This window comes from Legionella impletisoli (assembly GCF_900639875.1).
Classification (GTDB): Bacteria; Pseudomonadota; Gammaproteobacteria; order Legionellales; family Legionellaceae; genus Legionella_A; species Legionella_A impletisoli.
In genome coordinates, this window is the sequence record NZ_CAAAIA010000012.1 from 1 (window position 1) to 19,345 (window position 19,345).

Sequence of the window (19,345 nt, forward strand, 5' to 3'; positions counted from 1 at the left end):
CAGCTCTTTTTACAGGGCTTTGTTCTCTTCTTAATGCACTCGATTTATTAGAACGATATGACCCAGGAGAACTTAAACAAATGCTTCGCCAAATAATAGGAGAAGCATTTGTGTAGATACCTATGGCATAAAGCAGGGCAAGTAGGTAAAAAAACCGTGTAATGTTCAAAATTAGATGCGTTTTCCCTGATGCGTTTAACACAAGCTCAGTGTTTTCCATCACGACATGTTATAATTCTAAGTTTTCTCCTAAAAGATCTGATGAAAAAATTTGATGTCATTATCGTAGGTGCAGGGGCCGCGGGTTTGATGTGTGCGATAGAGGCTGGGAAGCGTGGACGCCATGTCCAAGTCTTGGATCATGCCAATAAAGTGGGTAAAAAAATCTTAATGTCAGGTGGTGGGCGGTGTAATTTTACTAATTATTACGCATCGCCTGATAATTATATTTCTCATAATCCTCATTTTTGCAAATCCGCACTGTCTCGCTACACGCAATGGGATTTCATCGAATTGGTAAAAAAGCATCAGATCCCTTTTCATGAAAAAACCCTAGGACAGTTATTTTGTGATAATAAATCTAAGGATATTGTCGAGTTATTGGTCAAGGAATGCAGGCAAGTCAATTCAGAAATAAGCCTAGAGACATCCATTGAAAAAATTAAAAAACAAAACAATCAAACGTATCGGCTTATCACATCAAATGGAGAGTATGTTTGTCAGTCTCTCGTGATTGCAACGGGAGGATTATCTATACCCACCATGGGTGCTAGCTCTTTTGCTTATAAAGTGGCAGAACAATTCGGCATAAACGTTTGGCCCACCCGCGCGGGATTAGTACCGCTTACCTTGGATATCGCTGATAAAGAACGTTTTTCACCGTTATCAGGAATCAGTGTGGATAGCTTGGTAAGTACAGACAATATGGCTTTTCGTGAAAATATCTTGTTTACCCATCGTGGTTTAAGTGGCCCTGCAATACTTCAGATTTCTTCCTATTGGATGCCTGGGGAATTTATCCACATCAAGTTATTGCCCAGTCTCAATTTATTAGAGAAATTAAAGTCTGAGCGAAAAAACGCGTCACGGAAACCACTTTTCTCCATTTTATCGCAATATTTTCCAAAACGAGTAGTTGAAGTGTTTATTCCTAAAGGGCTCAATGAAAAAATCATGGCGGATTGTTCTAACGTAGAATTAGAAGCGGTTGTGCAACAATTGAATAATTGGCAGATTAAACCGAATGGGACGGAAGGGTATCGAACAGCGGAAGTCACGCTAGGAGGAATTGATTGCGATGCCATATCCTCCAAAACCATGGAAGCTTTAAACCATAAAGGATTGTATTTTATTGGGGAAGCACTGGATGTGACGGGCTGGTTAGGTGGATATAACTTCCAATGGGCTTGGTCTTCGGGCTGGGCAGCGGGCCAAGTCGTTTAATTTTTGGATTTAATTGACAGACCTCAGGAAGATGGCTAATTTTTATTAATTACTTATCAGGGAGATACATGATGTTACTTATAAAAAATTGGAAACGAACCCGAGTATTGTTTTTAATTTCTTCTCTTTTATCTTTATCCAATATGTCCTTTGCTTGTACGGGATTTCATTTAACGGCTAAAGATGGCAGTTATATCAATGGTCGTACAGTTGAATTTGGTATGCCTTTAGAGCTAGATGGTCTCGTTGTTCCAAGACATTATGCCTTTTCAGGAACGTTACCGGATGGTTCATCAGGACTTAAGTATAGTGCAAAATATGCTGCAGTAGGAGCAACTGCATTCGGTGCTTCAGCCATTATTGATGGGGTGAACGAGAAAGGGTTTTCTGCTGGAGCATTTTACTTCCCAGGATATGCCTCTTATACATCAGTAACCGATGACAATAAGAGCTCGGCGTTAGCCCCTACGGAGTTTATAAACTGGGCTTTAACCCAATTTGCAACGGTTGATGAATTAAAAGAAGCGGTAAACTCTGTTGTGATTGTGCCAACAGCCGAAAAAGACTGGAATGGTGTTCCTCCTTTTCATTATGTTTTTTATGATAAATCGGGTAAAAGTTTAGTGGTCGAGCCAATTGATGGGAAACTCGTGGTCAGAGATAACCCGATTGGTGTATTTACCAACTCGCCTACCTTTGATTGGCATTTAACTAATCTATCAAACTACATGACCTTATCGCCGCTAAATGTTCCAAAGAAAACCGTTGATGGATATCAGCTGAACCAATTTGGCGAAGGAAATGGTCTTCGGGGTTTGCCAGGTGATTTTACTCCGCCTTCACGGTTTGTTCAGGCCGCTATTTTCTCTGCTACAGCGGTTCCAACCGAAACGGCAGAAGATGCAGTCTTTGAAACCTTTCATATTTTAAATCAATTTGATATTCCCTATGGGGCTGTTCAAAGCAAAGAAAATGGTGATGTTAAGTATGATTTAACCTGGGCCACGACCGTAAAAGATCCCGTTAATTTGCGCTACTACCTAAGAACTTATGAGGACCAAACAATTAAAACCATTGATTTGCGAAGCTTTGATTTTAACAATAAAGAAATCATGACCATTAGTTTGGAAGGGAAGCAGCCGGTTGTTGATATTTCTAAAAAGGCTACACCCTACAAAGAAAAAGACAGCACTAAAACCTTAAACCAATCTTACAGTGTTACCAGGGCAAACACATCTAATTTTTGAACATTACACGCTTTTTTTGCCTACTTGCTGCGGCTTTGACCGCAGCATCCAGAAGTTTTGAGGGTTCATAGCATGGATGCTGCGCTTAAAGCACAGCAGGTAGGGACTTATGGCTTACGTCCTAATCGGCTACGGTTTGATCGTGGCAGCCCATCGTCATCTCTACTTGCTTCCTAAAGATTTATTATGAATTGAGTTCGATGATTTCGGTTTGTTTGGTATTCTTCTTCAAATAAGCCGATAGAATTTTATAGACGTCAACATCATGCGCTTTAGATTCACTCATGGGTACGGTTGGAGAATCGTATGTGCCTAAATACCGCCATTCATCAAAAATTAAATATTGAACGCTCTTTGTTGTCGGATGAGTTTCTTTAATGGCAATTTTTCCTTTAAAAGGCCAGGTTTGTTGTTGATATTGCTCTAAAGCGTTGAAAACTCGTTGATTGTATTCTTTTGCTGGTTCAAATTGTTCACAAGCGCCATGACATCGCTTAAGTTGCACATAAAAACAAGCGCCTTTTGTATGTTCTAAGTAGCATAATTTAGGACAGAGACGAAACGCTTTGACGAGATGTTGCAAACTGGATTTAGCTGAGCGAATGCTGCTGAATGCTCCTATCAAATAGTTGGATGATTCGTTGCTGGATTCTCGGACGATTTCTATGGTTTTATACCCGTTAAGTTCGGCTATTTTGAACCTAACGATTAAAGTTTTTCGTCTAAGTCTTCGATTGTAAATAGGATTTTTTTTTTTAATTAAGGATGATTCCAACAAGAGCGCACTGAGCTCTCCTGACGTCTCAATCACTTCAATCGTTTCTACTTGTTGAGCCATTGCAAATTCTTTCGCATGACTGTGATCGGCTTGAAAATGGGAAAGTACTCGTTGACGCAATGAAACACTTTTTCCTATATAAAGTGGAAGGGTTTTATCTCGACCATAAAATAGATAAACACCAGGTGTTTTAGAAAGTGAGTGGATATTGGTTTTAAGATGGGCTGGTATACACGGTTTTTTATGAAGAATGTTTGCCTGCTCTAATACCATGGAAAGAGAGCATTCAGCCTTAATGGCTTGGAGCATAAGATATAAAGCAAACACATCTTCTTTTGCGCGGTGTTGTACTTCGAATGGAATGCCAAATTGCTCGACCAAGTTAGCTAGGTTATGCCTTTTGAATTGCGGATATAATGCTTTAGATAATTTTAAGGTACAAAGCATGGAAGGTTGATAACTTAACCCACAGGATTTAAAGGCATTTTTTAAAAACGCATAATCAAAACGAACATTATGAGCCACCAATACACAATCTTGCAGTAGCATGATTAAATCTTCCGCAATCTCTGCAAACGGAGGTGCTTTAGCTACCATGTGATTGCTTATCCCTGTAAGGAGCACAATCGCTTCGGAAATACTCTGATTCGGGTTAAGTAGAGTGTTCCAAGTCGATTCCACCCCTTTTTCAGTGACAATAATTACAGCGATTTCGGTGATTTTATCTTGAGTTACGTGCGTTCCGGTGGTTTCTAAATCAATGAGGGCCCAACGAAAAGATTGGTTTTGCATGAACGGTACTTTTACAACGATAAAACTCGCGTCATTGTAAAACATGCGTGCTCTAAATTACCAGGAAGAATTTTAGTCAATCCCTCCTCATTTCCAAGAAAACATTAAGCTTGTAATTTTTACTTCCTACTCCTATCATCCGCCCATTATTTTTTTACCTCAAAGGAAGGCTAAAATGAAACAGCGGATTAATTTGAAGTTAATTAAGTATTTTTTTGTGACACTGGTATTAGGTAGTGGTTTAGCTTATGGAAATGATGGGCTGCTTCCTTTAAATGAAGAAGAGTTTAAAGCCTTTTTTCCTCATGCCAATCCAGTATTTAGCTACGAAGGCTTAGAAAAAGCGGCTGCAAAATATCCTTTATTTCTACATGAAGGAACAGAAGAACAAAATAAAAGAGAATTGATAGCGTTTCTGGCTAATGTATCGCATGAAACGACCGGTGGCTGGCCAACCGCACCGGGTGGTCCTTTTGCTTGGGGATTATGTTTTGCTGAAGAAGTAGGCTGCAAAGGTACTGTATGTCCGCAATATACGGATCCTTCTAGTGAATATAAACCCGTATCTGGGCAGTCGTATCATGGTCGGGGTGCCATGCAATTATCCTGGAATTACAATTATGGTCAGGCAAGTCAAGCTATTTTCGGTGATCCCAAGGTGTTACTGAGCAATCCTGGCTTGGTGGGGACTGATCCTATCCTTGCCTGGGAAACGGCTATCTGGTTTTGGATGACACCACAACCTCCTAAGCCAGCGGCTCATAGTGTGATGTTAAGCGATCCAACCGCTTATAAAAATGATTTGTTTGGTGAGACAATTAATATCATTAATGGCGGTATTGAGTGTGGGCAAGGAGAAAATCCGAATCTTCTAAATCGCGTCGGTTTTTATAAACATTTTGCAGAAATTTATAAATTGGCGGTACCTGAACAACTGGGTGAATATTGTAAGAACCCTAATTAACGTAAGGTTGCCGCAAAAGTAGCATGTCTCTTTTGATGAGGCTATGCTTAAAAGCATGATTATCTTTTAAAAGGCAACTTGCTATGAACAGGGATGTTGATGTAGCCATTATTGGAGCCGGTACCGCCGGTTTGTCTGCTTATAAAGAAGCACGCAAAGTCACAGAAAATATTGTGGTTGTTGATAAAGGCCCACTTGGAACAACCTGTGCTCGAGTGGGTTGTATGCCCTCCAAAGTTTTATTACAGGCTGCTAATTATTATCATCATCGTCATCATTTTAAACCCATGGGAATTTATGGCGAAGAGCATGTTCAGGTTAAGATTCCAGACGTTCTCGCCCACGTTCGCGATGAGCGAGATCGTTTTACTCAAAGTGTGGTTGAATTCACAAAATCCTTGGGAGATAACTTAATTTGCGAAGAAGCGAAACTGCTCTCAAAAGATGTCATTCAAGTTGGAAATCAACGTATTCAAGCGAAATCAATTATTCTTGCCACCGGCTCTGAAAGCATTATCCCAGAATCTTGGAATTTTTTTAAAACCAAGCTATTAACCAGTGAAACCCTTTTTGAACAAAATGATTTACCCAATGAACTGGCTGTTATAGGAGCAGGTAGTATTGGGCTTGAGTTTGGCCAGGCCTTGTCTCGGTTGGGCATTAAATTATCAGTTTATAACGAAGGCTCTTTTATTGGAGGGTTAACTGATCCTAAGGTAAATAAAGCCGCTACTGAGATATTTAAACAGGAATTTTCTTTGGTTTTAAACGAAAAAGTTTCTTTAACCATGGAAAATGGTTCGTTAATGATCGTAGGAGATAAAAAAATTCCGGTTGAGAAGGTCATTGCGGCTATAGGGCGAAAACCCAACCTTGAATCACTAGGGCTTAAGTCCATAGGAATTCAGCATGATGAAAAAGGTCTTCCTATTTTTGATAAAACAACCATGCAAATACAAGATACTTCATTATTTATAGCCGGTGATGTCAATCAAGAACGCCCTTTACTCCATGAAGCCGCTGATGAAGGGCGCATTGCTGGATTTAACGCAGTAAATTCTACGCAATGCTTTCGAAGGCGTACACTGCTTCGAATTCTATTCACGGAGCCTAACATCGCTGTGATTGGGCAATCGTTTAAGGAGTTGCAACAAGAAGATATAGTGATTGGTGAAGTGGACTATTCCGATCAAGGTCGCGCCAAAATTATGCTGGAAAATAAAGGAATATTACGAATTTATGGCAAGAAAAAAACAGGGGAGCTCTTAGGGGCAGAATTGATCGCACCTGATGGTGAACACATCGCTCATCTTTTAGCTTGGGCTATTTATAAGAAATTAACGGCATTTGATGTCTTGCAAATGCCATTCTATCATCCTGTAATCGAAGAAGGAATGCGCACGGCATTGCGTGATTTAGCTCGCCAAGTAGAGGAACAATCCAGTTCATTTGATTTGGCACTGTGTGATAGTGAAGCAATTCATCCACTCTCTTAATGAGTTTTTGAAATAGGGGTTAATACGCTGTTGGGTTTGGTTAAATCAACCTGATACTTTGTAATGATTTCAAATTGATTTTGATTATACACTTTCCAGCTAATGGTGCAGGATAAGTTTTGTGTTTCTAGCAGGTAATAGCTATTAACATTATCTTTAGTGCGATTTGATAATAGGGAGCCTGCATGTAAAATCAAACAAGGCTTACCATTTTGTTTGGTAATGATGCTGGCATGGGCATAATGCAAGTGTCCTGTGCACACAACATGAATAGAACTCTGTTTTAAAAAGTCTAAAAATTCTTCGTAATTTTCTAATGGTTTATGAAAGCCTTCTAGATAATCAAAGTTATGGTGAAAAAATACCAGGTTTAGTCCTTTAAAATCTTTTTCGAAAAATGTAAACAAGCCATCTAATGTATTCTTTGATAGCTTGCCATTTTTTATTCGAAAAGGATTCACGCTATTGAGACCAAGTGCTCTTAAAGTGGTGTTTAAATATTGAGTCTTGGTGATGGGGGTGATTCGCTTATGGTAGTCCTTAAAAGGATTAAGAAGCCTAGATAAACCATTCCATAAAGGAATATCATGATTTCCAGGAACAGCAAGCACTGGGGCTGGAAGTGCTTTAATAAACTTGGATAAGGCCTTGAATTGCTCTTTTTTTGCGCGCTGGGTCAAATCGCCGGAGATAATGATTAAATCGGGACTAAGCATACTCATTTCAATCAAGAAATGCTCTTTAATGGTTTCATTATGTGCTCCAAAATGTAGGTCCGATATATGAATAATTTTCATAAGTTATTTTTCAAAATGGCTAAAGCCCGTGGAAGGCTTTTATAAACTAAAGGAGATTTAAGCATTTTTGTATCTCCATCAAGTGATACCGATATTTCTTCTTGATTTTCAATCGTCACCCTAACTTCATGTTCAGATTGGCTAATTACAAAACTATTGTGTTGATTAAATAAGGACTTAAGTAATCTAATAGGATTTAAATCCGTATGTTTATATAGATAGATGCCAAGCATGGCTTTGTTGAATTGTTCTCTTTTTAGCGTTAAAGGGAATTGGTACGAATATAAATTATTGCTAATCATTAAAAAACACGTGTTGGCATGCGATACTTGGTCGTTAAAATCAAGCGTAATATGAAAAGTTTCATGCGTTCGCAAACTTTCAATTAAACCAGGAAGATAGCTTAGCCATTTGTTATAAAATCGGCTGTATTCATCACGTTTTCTTGCAAAATGAGGGTAAACGCCAATGGATGAGTTATTTATAAATTTGATACCATTCACCTCGGCTAAATCGACGTAAATGGATTGGCGTTCTTTTATTGCATTAACTAATTCATCGGGTGCTTGGGGTAAGGCTAATTCAGTGAAAAAATGATTTAGCGTCCCTAGGGGTAAGACACCGAGAGTGACATTGGATTGCGCACAAAGATGAGCGGCACTTCGTACCGTCCCATCTCCGCCGCCAACAAGCAATAATGAACAACTTTCTTTACACTGTTGAATCGTTTGTTCAAGTAGGGAAGGATCAGTCGTTACGAGCTTATACTTTAATCCATGTTGATCAAATGCTTCCTGATAGTCTTTGAATAGCGATGCATTTTGAGCTTTGTTATTCACAATTATCGCGAGTTGGTCCATGCTTATTGCTCATTCATACCCTCGGTATTGGTAATTATAGCAAGATTAATTAACGGGTTTATTTTGAACGGATCCTGTATAAAAAGGTTCGCTTATTTAATTATCACTTACTTGCAAGAAGTTAAATGAAGTTTACCTTCGAAAATTGGAAGATAATGTTTTTCAAATTGATCTGGATCGACTTTTGAATGCTCGTATATTTCTTCAACGATACGGTTATCTACTACGCTTAGCGGGGTTTTAAATTGATATGTGATGATATTATTTTTTAATGGACCATTTAAAACGTTCATGTCAAGGTACATAAAAGGTCCAACATCGCTGTAACTTAGAGTCCGATATATTTTGATAATCTTTAGTTTGCTACCAACCGGTAAATATTGTGCTTCTGAGTCGTTGGCTTTTGTGGAAGGAAGGTATCGGGGAAGTTGATACTGATTGTCGTTTTTCTTCATGACGAAGAGTTTATTGTTCGCGGCTAAACAACGGCCAACAAGAGGTTGATAACGAGGATTTTGGCCTAAATCTAAGGGTAATACACCACAGCCAAGAAGTAAAAAAGGAAGAGAGAGTAACAAAAAGCAGAGTTTTTTCACGGTTATTCCTTACAGCAGATTATGTATGGTGATAGCTATAGCGCCGTATTGTTTATAAGTTCTATTTGCTATTATTGAATTAGTTTACAATACTATGATTCTACCGTATTAAAGCAGGGATTCCTATGAGCCAAATCAGTCGAGGATCGATTCAATTAAGAGGATTTGATAATCCAGAAATGGATTTTCAGTTGCTTCGACAGCTTGGGGCAACCTACGCACAGGCTGCATCCGTTGGTGAATGTTTTAATATTGCAGATAAAATACGAGAAGGGAATACAAAAGATTGGGTACAAGCCTTTGAGCAACAAGCTGCCTGGCAAAAAGAGGATGGTCTCGAGCGGTTAAGAAAAAATCATGTCGTTAGTGGTCGACAGCAATTATTCAAAGCATCCAATTCCTTTCGAGCCGCAGAATACTACACGTCAACGCTTTCTGAACATCATCGCCAACTTGGTTTGAACTCTGCGGAATGCTTTGTTACTGCCATTGGATCAATGGATGTTCATTTTGAGTCCCACTCGCTCCCTTATAAAAACATTTATCTTCCAGTCTATTTTATTTCACCTGAAAACGATGGCCAAAAGCGTAAAACGCTTTTAATTGTGAGCGGGTTTGATGGAACATTAGAAGAGACTTTCTTTATGAATGGTCTGGCTGGAATTGAGCGTAATTATAACGTTATTTTATTTGCAGGCCCGGGACAGATGGATATATTTAGAACTTATCCTGATACCTATTTTGAACCCGATTTTGAGCATGTGGTTGCGAAAGTAATTGATGCCTTTTCGTTTCGAGAAGAAGTCGATATGGAGCATTTAGCTTTGTTGGGGGTGAGTATCGGTGGATATTTTGCAACCAGAGCTGCCAGTCATGAGGCAAGAATTAAAGCGTTAATTGCCAACTCCCCTGTGCTTGATGTACATGCTTATTTGTCTTCATTTACCGGCATGGATCCTTCTGAAATGCCTGATGCAGATGATTTTACAATTGAGGATCTAAAACACATTCCTGACAGCGAATTTCCAGAAGAACTTAAGGTACGTAGTGAACAATTAATGATTCGCTATGGTCGACGCTCCTTTAAACAAACATTTGTTTATATGAAAGAGTTTAGAGTGGGAGAGGATATTAATCAGATTAAATGCCCGAGCCTTGCTTTAATTGGAGAAGGTGAAGGCCCTGAGCCTAAAAGACAATACCATGAGTTTTGTAATACGTTAAACGCTGATTGTTATCAGTTCACAGATTTTGAAGGCGCAAGTTCTCATTGCCAGGTTGGGAATGCCGCATTTGCAAATGCGGTCATCTATGATTGGCTGGATGATTTATAGTGGTATTAAGAATAAAAGAAACGTTATCCATTGACAGGGGGATAGTTATGAATAAGATTTTGCGAAGCACTCTAGTGGGATGTATGTTAATGATGTTATTTGGATGTCAATATATTCCAGGGGATGGCTTATTTCAACTTCGCCCAAAAGATCCTCAAATAAGCGCTTCCGTTCACCAAGCTTTAAAAAATAGCCCCGATTTACGGCCTTATACCTTCCATGTTGAAACCTCAGAGGGCGTTGTGTATTTAAGCGGATATGTAAAAACCATTCGTCAAAGCGATACGGCGGAGATGATTGCTCGCCAAGTTCCAGGGGTTGTTTCCGTTGAAAATAATATTGTGGTGAGAAAGTAAACCACTCCCAGTTTGAGTAGGCTTACTCAAACTGGGAAAAGCCTTCTTCGCACGATTGCCCAAACATGGCCAAGCCTTTCTCAAGATAATCTGAAAGAAAGGGGTGACCGAGTAAATAATCAGTTAAGTTAGAAGGAAGGTTATTGATAGCGGCTTCCCTGGCATTTTCCAAGTCCACAAAATCTTCTCGCCCGAGATACATTAACGCTAACAAATCAACCTGCTGATCATAGCGCAGTGATACAATAGCATTATTTATTTCAAGATAAGTTAGATCATCGTAATGATCTGCCAAAACTTGCGCCCAATCATATTCATATTCTGTATTTGGGCTTATCTCTGGAATGCTGACAGCTTCTTTTGCATGAAACTCTTTAGCCCGTTGTATTAGGTTACAAACAATGGTTGGGTTAATGGTTAGCTCGCTTAAATCAAACATTGGACAGTCCTTTGTCAGTTATGTATTGTTTAAGTATAGAATATTTTCAATCCCCTATATCATCCATTATATTATCTAAATCATGTGCTAAAAGACGGCGATTGGCCCGAAAATAAGTTAAAGGGGAATGTTCTAAAAGATCGGATAGTTTTTCCATATAGATACAGGCATAGCGATCGACCTGATAAGCAAAGTAGCTTTCTTCAGCCCCTGTGCGAAATATTCTTCCCCAAGTTGGGTTATAAAACTGATGTTGTTGCTGAATAAGATGAGCAATTTGCTTATCGAGTTCCATGATTTCTTGTTGAATGGTTTCGAGTTCTGGATCATATTTATCTGTTCGCTCTTCAAAGCTTTTAGTTTGCAAGAATACCGTTTTATCTTCCAATTTGCGCTTGATTTTCATATGCAGAACAATTTTCTCTTCAATAGGACGGGCTCTCATTTGCGCTTTAATTTCTTCGCCTAATTCTTCCACCACCAAAGCGGTACGCCAATTGCAGTCTTTTTTCAAACGAAGAATATCGCCGTAGATATGATCGCCAATGTATAAAATGTCATCACCGACCAAATCCAAATCCTCGGTAAATTTAGTAGCATAACCACCTTGATATACGCCAGGATGAATGGAACCTTCGATATTGGTCATCGTACCATCTTCTGGATTGACTCTGAGGAAACGACTTTTGTCATAAAAGAAACGAGGCTTATTTGCTAAGGTAATGACGTATTCAAATAAATCATACCACGTTTCGCCGGGTTCTAGATAAGGGCTGATTGCGAAATCCAGCAATTGCCGTGCGTATTTGTAATCTGAATTGGTTAAAATAAATATTTTTTTACCATGCTTAATGTATCGCTTTAGTCCTAGAACCACTTCTTCATCACAAATAATAAACTCATCCGGCGATTCAATAATGGTTCGTTTCAAATCACCTGTGGCATGAACTTCATCTACACCTTTTAATACATCCAACGCCAACAAATTATAACTTGGCAAAACATCGGGATGTGCGTCTTTGTAATCCACGAGCTGACCGTACAAAACACAAAATGCTATCGAGAAAGAGGTATCAATCGCCATGTAATTGGGATCGTTCAAATCCACGTAAATGCTTCGATAAAACTCTTTTTGATCAGCAAACTTAATGGGTTTTGTTCCATGAAAACTTTGGCGAATAGCAGCATAACGGCTAAGTTTTAAAATGTTGCCATTTTTGCTGTCAATGACTAATCCGCGAATAGCGTCCTCAAATTTAAATGTAAAGTTCTTAATTTCTTCAGGGTAATTTTTTTCTTGAATCAAATTTTCAATTACTAGCTGATAGACTAAGCGTTCAAAGTTCTCTGTTTTGTAACGAATCAAGGTATGATCCATATCTAAACCGATGTATTTAATTTTTTTCATATTTAAAATTCGGTTTACAAAAACATTTTGTCTCATAGTCTTTCCTTACTTTAATTCTTATTTATGGTTTAGGCACGACGCCCTGATCGATGACAAAATCATCGTGATTCGTTGTTCAACCGTGGCAGGTGGAATACGAATGATTTCGTAACCTAATTCTTTATAAGCGTGATAGATATGCTCACCTATCAAGCGTGCTTCAATTTCATCTTCATGACGTATTTCATCGTATATTATGGGGAGACCTTCTAAAAAAAATACATAGGCATATTGACACAATCGCATCTTGTCCATAATTTGATCGGTTTCAAGATGATAATAGCGATAATACCCTAAGCTATCTGGAATGCCCCTATCAAAAAAAATTAACGCATCGGAGGGTAATTGATTTTCGCGAGTTATTTTCAATTCTAATATTTTATTTTGAACAACATAGTTTCCTCGATGAGTAACAAACGCTTCAGGATCCTCTTTAAGCAGTTGTTCTAAATAAGCACGTGCAATTTCCGGTGCCGTTTGAAATCCCCTTACGGATAAAGCATTGATGATAGTGGTTTTTCCAGAAGAAGGGGCGCCGGTAATGACACACCAATTGGTTTTTTTTAGTTTTGTGTGTATAGCTGAAACACTCCCTGCTAATCATTTTAATTTGGTTTTTCCTGAAAGTGCAGTATAGCCATCATTAAACCGCTCGTTAAGTAGCTTAAAGGTGATTTTTTCTATCCGCAATTAGCGTATCAATCACACTAGGATCCGCTAAGGTAGAGGTATCTCCAAGCTCTTCAAGTTCATTTTTAGCTATTTTACGAAGTATTCTTCGCATAATTTTACCAGAACGTGTTTTAGGTAAAGCTTGAGTCCATTGAATGGTATGGGGTTTTGCAATGGGCCCAATTTCATCTCGCACCTTATTAATCAGCTCTTCTTTTAACGATTCGGTTGGTTCAATATGGGCTTGAGTGGTTACAAAGGCATAAATTTCCTCGCCGGTAATTTCATTCGGAACACCAACAACAGCGGCTTCGGAAACAGCATGATGAGCTAACAACGCACTTTCTACCTCTTCGCTTCCTAATCGATGTCCTGAAACCTTAATGACATCATCCGTTCGCCCAATAATCCAGAAATAGCCTTTGTTATCTTGGTAAGCAGCATCACCGGTTAAATAACACCCTGGGATTTCTTTAAAGTAAGCGTCAACAAAGCGTTCGTGATCGCCATAAATCGTTTGCATCATGCCTGGCCAGGGTTGTTTAATGACTAGTTTACCGTGTTGATTCGCATTAACCCCGTTCCCTTTATCATCAACTACGTCAGGCACGATACCAAAAAACGGTCGAGACGCAGAGCCTGGGGCCATAGGCGTTGCGCCAGGAAGAGGCGTTATCATAATGCCTCCCGTTTCTGTTTGCCACCAGGTATCCACAATAGGGCAGCGTTTATCCCCAACTACGTCAAAATACCACTCCCACACATCAGGATTAATCGGTTCGCCAACGGAACCTAATAATTTAAGACTGCGTCGACTGGTACGCTCTACTAAAGCATCCCCTTCGCGTCGTATGGCTCGAATAGCGGTTGGAGCGGTATAAAAAATATTGACCTGATGTTTATCAATAATCTCCCAAAAACGGGTGTAAGTTGGATAATTTGGAACCCCTTCAAACATTAATGTAGTAGCCCCGTTTGCTAAGGGACCATAAATCAAATAGCTATGTCCGGTAATCCAACCCACATCTGCTGTACACCAAAAAATATCGCCCTCATGATAATCAAAAACGTATTTAAACGTTGTCGCAGTATAAACCATATATCCGCCATTCCCATGCAACACGCCTTTGGGTTTACCCGTTGATCCAGAGGTATATAAAATAAATAAAGGATCAGTTGAATCCATGGTTTCTACTGGACAATCATCACTTACCCGAGATATCGCATCGTGATACCAAATATCTTTATCAGCATTCCATTTAACTTCTCCGCCGGTATGTTTAACCACTACGACATGCTCTACATCAGGACAATCTTGAAGCGCTTTATCTGCATTGGCTTTAAGCGCCACAGTTTTTTCACCCCGAATTGCCTCATCCGCTGTAATAAGAAGTTTGCATTGAGCATCTAAAATTCGAGTTTTCAAAGAATCTGGAGAAAAGCCTCCAAATACCACTGAATGTATTGCTCCGAGTCTTGCACATGCCAACATGGAAATGGCAGCAATCGGTATCATAGACAAATAAATGCAAACTCTGTCTCCTTTTTTAACCCCAAGATTTTTTAATACATTGGCAAATTTACAGACCTCAATGTAAAGCTCGTTATAAGTGAAGGTTTTGCTTTCATTTGGATTATTGCCTTCCCAGATGATTGCTATTTGGTTTTTGCGTTTGTCGAGATGGCGATCAAGGCAGTTATAGCAGGCATTCAGTTGACCGTTTAAAAACCATTTGACATTTAAATCGCTAAAGTTGCCTTCTGATACTTCTGACCAAGGTTTGAACCACGTTATAAACTCATGGGCTTTCTCTGCCCAGAATCCATTGGGATCTTCAATCGAACGTTGATAGAGCTGGTGGTATTTTTGTTCCTTTATAAACGCTTGTTTAGCAAATTGTTCTGGAACAGGATAAAGTTTATCATGGCTCATTATTATCTTCCTTGAATTTGGGGTATCTAAAGTGCATGAACTAACGTTATGTAAAGAGATACTTAACATTATTAATCAACATATAACAGGAAATAAAGAAAGACGTGTCAAAAAAACTCTTATGAACAATCTTTCCCCCTTGGCTAAAGTCGATCAAATTCATTCCAATAGCCTTCAATGTACTCATCAAAAAGATGGGTTTGAAATTGCCCCGAGTGATTTTGGCATGGCTTTTATGCGCGTATCAAAGCATTAATTATTATTAATTGCTGCTTTAATCCCCGAGGGTGAGGCAATGGAAAATCGCAGCAGACAGGATGTTATGACTGCTCCGTTTTTAATGGGTGTCGTCATAGGCTCCTTACTGATCATGCTTTTCTGGCCATTTTATTAAGAATCAATCCATAATTTAGATAAGCTTGCGATTATTTTGTTTGTTAACCATGTTTTCTTTGTTGACTAATATTTGGTCATTTTGGTGTCGTCTTCTGAGGTGTGGTTGTCACCAGCCCCACGAAGTTCTTGGAAATCGTTTTTGTATCTTTTTTGAATATCGCGCTGAACAATACCAAAGCTCTTAGCTGCATCATCTACTACTACTTTTCCATCTTTAACGGGATTAGTGAAATAGATTCGATGGCTTGCTAAGGCAATACGAACTTGATTGCAAGCTGGATTATCTTCTTTTGAAAACACATGAAGTCTATCTGCTAAGCACACATTGCAAACGGCATCTAAAATTTTATCAGCTTTACGATTGTTTCCTAAGCCATACCATTTTTTTCCAGCAAGTCGAAGTCGTTCATATTGAGCTTTTATTGCTTGTATTTCAGGGGATGAAACCGCATTTTTCGTGGCGTTTAATTCTTGGCGCAGTTTAAGCAGCCCTATGTAGGATGCGCTATTAAGCTTTCCAGATTTGTCAATGCAGTATTTATCGATGATTCCATCTGGTTTTTTTACATCAATTTTACTTAGTCTTATTTCTTCAATTAGTGCTTGGCATTCGTGACGAACTATTTCTTTATTACTTGAGCGTTCCTCGTCATTACTTTCGTAAAAAATCTTAGCTTCATCAGTGTATTCATTGTCAATCAAATCAATGTATTGATTGGCGGTATCTAAATCGTGAGAGGCAATGAGATCCATGAAGTGGTTTCTTATTTTAGGTACACGTTCATGGACTTGTATTAATTGTTCTATCTCTACAGCATGTTTATGGACTAAAATTGAGGTATAGCGTTCTCTGAAATCAGTGTCTTGTAAGAATTTCATAAGATTCGGAAGTCTAGCAATGTTTTCATCCGTTCTTGACGCGTCATTTAAGAGTTGGTATTCAAGCAATTGCTGCCGAGTGGCGGTTAATTCATCGGAAAGCGATGTGTAATAGCTTAAGGCTTCATACTGCTGATTTAAGTCTAAGAGGGATTGAATTTTATCAGGCGTTATCGCTGCCCCTTCAAGTGAGTCTGATAATTGCTGAAACGCTTCAGTAAGTTGATTTAATTTTTGCTCGTATTCTTCTTTCCAAGTAGTAAGAAAGCGTACAAGGTCTACATTTTGATTGGCTTGGGCAATGGTAATGGCTTTATCCAATGTAGGTTGAGTTAGAGAAAAGGATTCATTTTCTTTCATTGTTTCAAGCAACGATTGATGGCCCAAAGAGGATGCTCTGATAAAAAATTTTTGTTGTTTTTGGGTATCTTTTGAGGATAAAACGCTTTCCATCAAGCGAGCTTCACGAGTGAGTGAACCTAGCAGGTCCATTTTATCTGTTATGCAGGAGATGATGCCATCGATTTGTTCTGGACCTATAGCTTGTCCATTCACATCATCCTGAGCTAGTTCATCTATATGTGTTAGTTCTGAGATTCCCATTTGAAATAGCTCAAGCAACATTTGTTTTTGAAAATTTAAGTTTTTCGGTTGAGATTTTTCTCGCCCCTTTTTAGTTATCTCAATCACAGGATGTCCATCTTTCACCACAACATCGCCGTTTTTGTCTGTTTTATAGATGGGAAATGACGTTTGGTCAAAGGGAAATGTACCAGACCGTAGACATTGATAAGTCTCTAATAGATCCGCTTTGATCATCGCTTCAGTATAGCGATAAGGTGATTTATCTTGACTCATCACTAATAAAGGAACATCGTAACCGTAAAGGTCTTTGATGCGTTTAGCATGTAGAGCAAGGTTTAGCCTATCTAAGAGCGTTGTTTGTATGTCGTTTGACCTATTTTAATAACCCATTGAGCCGAATCATCTTGTTTGATGTTTGGAAGAAGCTCTGATGTGCCAAACATTTCTTTATAAATGTTCTCAAAATGTTTGGCGTTTTTTTCGTCTTTAAAATAGAGTGTAACCTCATTAGCTTTTTCATCATGCTCTACCTTAGTAACCATGGGTAATTCAGAGGATATTACGCCTGGAAAAGGACTGAGTGCTTCTAAGGCACTTACGAGACTCGCGGCACTAGCATGATGATCCAGTTTGTTTCGATCATCTGGTTTGTGTAGGTTAAATAAAAACATACGTTTATCAGGTTGTAATGTTTTTTCTTCCTTAAGCTGCTCTGCAATTTGGTGGGTTATCTTATACGCTCGATAGTCATCAAGAAGTGCATCTTCCTCTTTTTTATTTCTTGGGCTAGCAAACCGACTTTCAAAATAATTTTCAGTGTTATCTTTTGCATGAGCTTCTTTAGCTTCTTTTAATAGGTCATCGCGTCTTGATGGATCTTTAAAGTCAGTGGCAATGGCTTGTATCTCTTCCAGAAGTCCCTCTTTTTGCGACTCAAACGCCTTAGCCGATAGCAGTCCAAAGGTGGTTTTTTGCCCCGTTTGTTCTAAAGTATCAAAGCTATTTCGTAACAATTGAAAAAAAGAACATAGCTTATCGCCATCCGGCATATCATCAAACGAAAAAAAATCGATTTGATATAAATGATAAGCTAAATTTTTTATTATTTTGGGACCATTATCGGTATTTGGATAAAGAGGATAACAGCGCATTAAATCTAACCCATGAGCATCATTCATCATATTCAGTAGGGCATCTGATTTCGCCCGAACCGATTGGGGTTGAAAAAAAGCATCAAGGCTGTAAACATTTCTGGCGATAAGATTTAGGGCTTCCTCACGAGAAATGTCTCTCCCATATAGTTTATTTTCCATTTCCCTCACATAATCCACAAACAATCCAGGAGGTTCTCGGAGGCGATTTATAGCATCTTTTATACACTGATACCCCATTAACTCAACCACTAAGGCGTCACGATAGAGATTCTCTAGCGAATCCTCCCCTGGATACAAATGACTGGAATGTTCACGATTATATGCAAGGTATTCGCGACCTGAAGCCGTACGATAACTTTTATAGGTTTCACATCCATCGGGGCCATCATTAAACCCCGTTTCATCACGCCGCCCAACCACACTAAAAAGCATCATTAATTGTAACTTTTCAATGTCTGGTTGTTTTAGTACTTTGGTTTCTTCGTCACCGCATTTTTGACGATAAGCTAAAATGGATGCAACTGAATAAGCGGTGCGTACAGAATGGGTTAAACCGTGATTAGGTCGATAGACAATGTTTGTAATTTTTCCATTAAATTCTTTTTCAAATCGTTCAATATTTAAAGAAGTTCGTCCTTTTTCTACAATTTTCTTGTACCACTCATTCGCCTTGGCTATCTCTCCATCAAGTAGCTTAAGCTTTTTGATTGTTTCCGCAAGCTCGCTTTGTTTTTTTCGAGTTTTTGTATTGTTTGGGAGATTGTCTCTTAAACCATTTTTTAATGAATAAATTTTTTTTTGCAGTTTGGCGCGTTCTTCTTCATGAGAGGCATCTTTTCCTTTATATTTTTTTATCAATGCGATGATATCGTTATTAACGATTTCATCATCAACGAGTATGTCAACATGACGTTCTGCAATGTCATGGGATAGATGAACAATACGGCTGTTTCCTTCTTCATCCACCACTTCAATCATTGCCAGTTGGTTAAACCAACGGTCTACCATTCCGCTGATGGAATAGGGGGTTGAGAAAAAACGCGTATTTGCATATTCAACAGCTTTTATAAAGTGAGCTTTATTGATGATGCTTTTCATGAATTACAAACCTATCAAATAAAGTTAAAATCAATGCGGCTTTTTTAATCAAAATGGATAAATATAGAATAGCATAAAA

17 protein-coding genes are annotated in these 19,345 nt (G+C 38.7%); 7 read left to right on the forward strand and 10 right to left on the reverse strand.

What is annotated here, in order from left to right:
* Positions 1 to 261 precede the first annotated feature (261 nt).
* Together E1O41_RS10660 and E1O41_RS10665 are read left to right on the forward strand one after the other, a co-directional pair.
* Positions 262 to 1,443 (forward strand): BaiN/RdsA family NAD(P)/FAD-dependent oxidoreductase, encoded by a 1,182-nt coding sequence (locus tag E1O41_RS10660; RefSeq protein ID WP_131777322.1) that lies wholly within the window; start codon positions 262 to 264, stop codon positions 1,441 to 1,443.
* Positions 1,444 to 1,511: 68 nt separating this feature from the next.
* On the forward strand, positions 1,512 to 2,690 hold the full coding sequence (locus tag E1O41_RS10665; RefSeq protein ID WP_207384523.1) for a linear amide C-N hydrolase: 1,179 nt from the start codon (positions 1,512 to 1,514) through the stop codon (positions 2,688 to 2,690).
* Between the two features lie 184 nt (positions 2,691 to 2,874).
* Here E1O41_RS10665 and E1O41_RS10670 read toward each other — a convergent pair whose 3' ends face one another.
* Positions 2,875 to 4,305: a 3'-5' exonuclease family protein gene (locus tag E1O41_RS10670; protein ID WP_131777323.1), complete on the reverse strand. Its 1,431-nt coding sequence runs from the start codon at positions 4,303 to 4,305 to the stop codon at positions 2,875 to 2,877.
* Positions 4,306 to 4,435: 130 nt separating this feature from the next.
* Here E1O41_RS10670 and E1O41_RS10675 point away from each other — a divergent pair, with 130 nt between their 5' ends.
* Positions 4,436 to 5,224 (forward strand): chitinase, encoded by a 789-nt coding sequence (locus E1O41_RS10675; protein ID WP_131777324.1) that lies wholly within the window; start codon positions 4,436 to 4,438, stop codon positions 5,222 to 5,224.
* An 83-nt stretch (positions 5,225 to 5,307) separates the two neighbouring features.
* Complete coding sequence (locus E1O41_RS10680; protein ID WP_131777325.1) at positions 5,308 to 6,720, forward strand: dihydrolipoyl dehydrogenase; 1,413 nt, start codon at positions 5,308 to 5,310, stop codon at positions 6,718 to 6,720.
* Here E1O41_RS10680 and E1O41_RS10685 read toward each other — a convergent pair.
* The 3 genes from E1O41_RS10685 to E1O41_RS10695 form a co-directional block, all read right to left on the reverse strand.
* Entirely contained in the window at positions 6,717 to 7,517 is an 801-nt protein-coding gene (locus E1O41_RS10685) for a metallophosphoesterase family protein (protein WP_131777326.1), read from the reverse strand. The genes E1O41_RS10680 and E1O41_RS10685 overlap by 4 nt on opposite strands.
* A complete protein-coding gene (locus E1O41_RS10690) occupies positions 7,514 to 8,377 on the reverse strand; it encodes a diacylglycerol/lipid kinase family protein (protein ID WP_131777327.1) in 864 nt (287 codons plus the stop codon). Before E1O41_RS10690 ends, E1O41_RS10685 begins: the two co-directional genes overlap by 4 nt.
* Positions 8,378 to 8,484: 107 nt before the next feature.
* Positions 8,485 to 8,973 carry a hypothetical protein gene (locus E1O41_RS10695; RefSeq protein WP_131777328.1) on the reverse strand — a complete coding sequence of 163 codons (489 nt, stop codon included), beginning with the start codon at positions 8,971 to 8,973 and terminating at the stop codon, positions 8,485 to 8,487.
* A 125-nt stretch (positions 8,974 to 9,098) separates the two neighbouring features.
* Between E1O41_RS10695 and E1O41_RS10700 the strand changes: the two genes are divergently transcribed.
* Together E1O41_RS10700 and E1O41_RS10705 are read left to right on the forward strand one after the other, a co-directional pair.
* Positions 9,099 to 10,307 carry an alpha/beta hydrolase family protein gene (locus E1O41_RS10700; RefSeq protein WP_131777329.1) on the forward strand — a complete coding sequence of 403 codons (1,209 nt, stop codon included), beginning with the start codon at positions 9,099 to 9,101 and terminating at the stop codon, positions 10,305 to 10,307.
* A gap of 47 nt (positions 10,308 to 10,354) precedes the next feature.
* Positions 10,355 to 10,663, forward strand: a complete 309-nt coding sequence (locus E1O41_RS10705; RefSeq protein WP_131777330.1) for a BON domain-containing protein — start codon at positions 10,355 to 10,357, stop codon at positions 10,661 to 10,663.
* A 22-nt stretch (positions 10,664 to 10,685) separates the two neighbouring features.
* Here E1O41_RS10705 and E1O41_RS10710 read toward each other — a convergent pair whose 3' ends face one another.
* The 4 genes from E1O41_RS10710 to acs all read right to left on the reverse strand — a co-directional run bounded on the left by E1O41_RS10710 (position 10,686) and on the right by acs (position 15,154).
* Positions 10,686 to 11,102 carry a DUF3775 domain-containing protein gene (locus tag E1O41_RS10710; protein WP_131777331.1) on the reverse strand — a complete coding sequence of 139 codons (417 nt, stop codon included), beginning with the start codon at positions 11,100 to 11,102 and terminating at the stop codon, positions 10,686 to 10,688.
* 46 nt (positions 11,103 to 11,148) lie between these two features.
* Positions 11,149 to 12,546, reverse strand: a complete 1,398-nt coding sequence (locus tag E1O41_RS10715) for an HAD-IG family 5'-nucleotidase (RefSeq protein ID WP_131777332.1) — start codon at positions 12,544 to 12,546, stop codon at positions 11,149 to 11,151.
* A gap of 21 nt (positions 12,547 to 12,567) precedes the next feature.
* Positions 12,568 to 13,128 (reverse strand): AAA family ATPase, encoded by a 561-nt coding sequence (locus E1O41_RS10720; RefSeq protein WP_131777333.1) that lies wholly within the window; start codon positions 13,126 to 13,128, stop codon positions 12,568 to 12,570.
* 85 nt (positions 13,129 to 13,213) lie between these two features.
* Complete coding sequence (gene acs, locus E1O41_RS10725; RefSeq protein WP_131777334.1) at positions 13,214 to 15,154, reverse strand: acetate--CoA ligase; 1,941 nt, start codon at positions 15,152 to 15,154, stop codon at positions 13,214 to 13,216.
* Positions 15,155 to 15,275: 121 nt separating this feature from the next.
* On the opposite strand from acs, the gene E1O41_RS11985 reads away from it, so the two are divergent.
* Positions 15,276 to 15,410, forward strand: a complete 135-nt coding sequence (locus tag E1O41_RS11985) for a hypothetical protein (protein ID WP_268237681.1) — start codon at positions 15,276 to 15,278, stop codon at positions 15,408 to 15,410.
* A 203-nt stretch (positions 15,411 to 15,613) separates the two neighbouring features.
* Here the strand turns inward: E1O41_RS11985 and E1O41_RS10735 are convergent, their stop codons facing one another.
* Entirely contained in the window at positions 15,614 to 17,287 is a 1,674-nt protein-coding gene (locus tag E1O41_RS10735) for a hypothetical protein (RefSeq protein ID WP_131777336.1), read from the reverse strand.
* Between the two features lie 71 nt (positions 17,288 to 17,358).
* The gene (locus E1O41_RS10740) at positions 17,359 to 19,266 is read right to left on the reverse strand and encodes a SidE phosphodiesterase domain-containing protein (RefSeq protein ID WP_131777337.1); all 1,908 of its coding nucleotides are present in this window, start codon (positions 19,264 to 19,266) and stop codon (positions 17,359 to 17,361) included.
* Between the last annotated feature and the right edge of the window lie 79 nt (positions 19,267 to 19,345).

Bases quoted from the DNA above. Each gene is read 5' to 3' on its own strand.
- E1O41_RS10715 (WP_131777332.1), bottom strand. From the start codon at position 12,546: ATGAGACAAAATGTTTTTGTAAACCGAATTTTAAATATGAAAAAAATT.
- E1O41_RS10670 (WP_131777323.1), bottom strand. From the start codon at position 4,305: ATGTTTTACAATGACGCGAGTTTTATCGTTGTAAAAGTACCGTTCATG.
- E1O41_RS10660 (WP_131777322.1), top strand. From the start codon at position 262: ATGAAAAAATTTGATGTCATTATCGTAGGTGCAGGGGCCGCGGGTTTG.
- E1O41_RS10710 (WP_131777331.1), bottom strand. From the start codon at position 11,102: ATGTTTGATTTAAGCGAGCTAACCATTAACCCAACCATTGTTTGTAAC.
- E1O41_RS10680 (WP_131777325.1), top strand. From the start codon at position 5,308: ATGAACAGGGATGTTGATGTAGCCATTATTGGAGCCGGTACCGCCGGT.
- E1O41_RS10690 (WP_131777327.1), bottom strand. From the start codon at position 8,377: ATGGACCAACTCGCGATAATTGTGAATAACAAAGCTCAAAATGCATCG.
- E1O41_RS10665 (WP_207384523.1), top strand. From the start codon at position 1,512: ATGATGTTACTTATAAAAAATTGGAAACGAACCCGAGTATTGTTTTTA.
- E1O41_RS10740 (WP_131777337.1), bottom strand. From the start codon at position 19,266: ATGAAAAGCATCATCAATAAAGCTCACTTTATAAAAGCTGTTGAATAT.
- E1O41_RS10675 (WP_131777324.1), top strand. From the start codon at position 4,436: ATGAAACAGCGGATTAATTTGAAGTTAATTAAGTATTTTTTTGTGACA.
- E1O41_RS10685 (WP_131777326.1), bottom strand. From the start codon at position 7,517: ATGAAAATTATTCATATATCGGACCTACATTTTGGAGCACATAATGAA.
- acs (WP_131777334.1), bottom strand. From the start codon at position 15,154: ATGAGCCATGATAAACTTTATCCTGTTCCAGAACAATTTGCTAAACAA.
- E1O41_RS10735 (WP_131777336.1), bottom strand. From the start codon at position 17,287: ATGAGTCAAGATAAATCACCTTATCGCTATACTGAAGCGATGATCAAA.
- E1O41_RS10700 (WP_131777329.1), top strand. From the start codon at position 9,099: ATGAGCCAAATCAGTCGAGGATCGATTCAATTAAGAGGATTTGATAAT.
- E1O41_RS11985 (WP_268237681.1), top strand. From the start codon at position 15,276: ATGAACAATCTTTCCCCCTTGGCTAAAGTCGATCAAATTCATTCCAAT.
- E1O41_RS10705 (WP_131777330.1), top strand. From the start codon at position 10,355: ATGAATAAGATTTTGCGAAGCACTCTAGTGGGATGTATGTTAATGATG.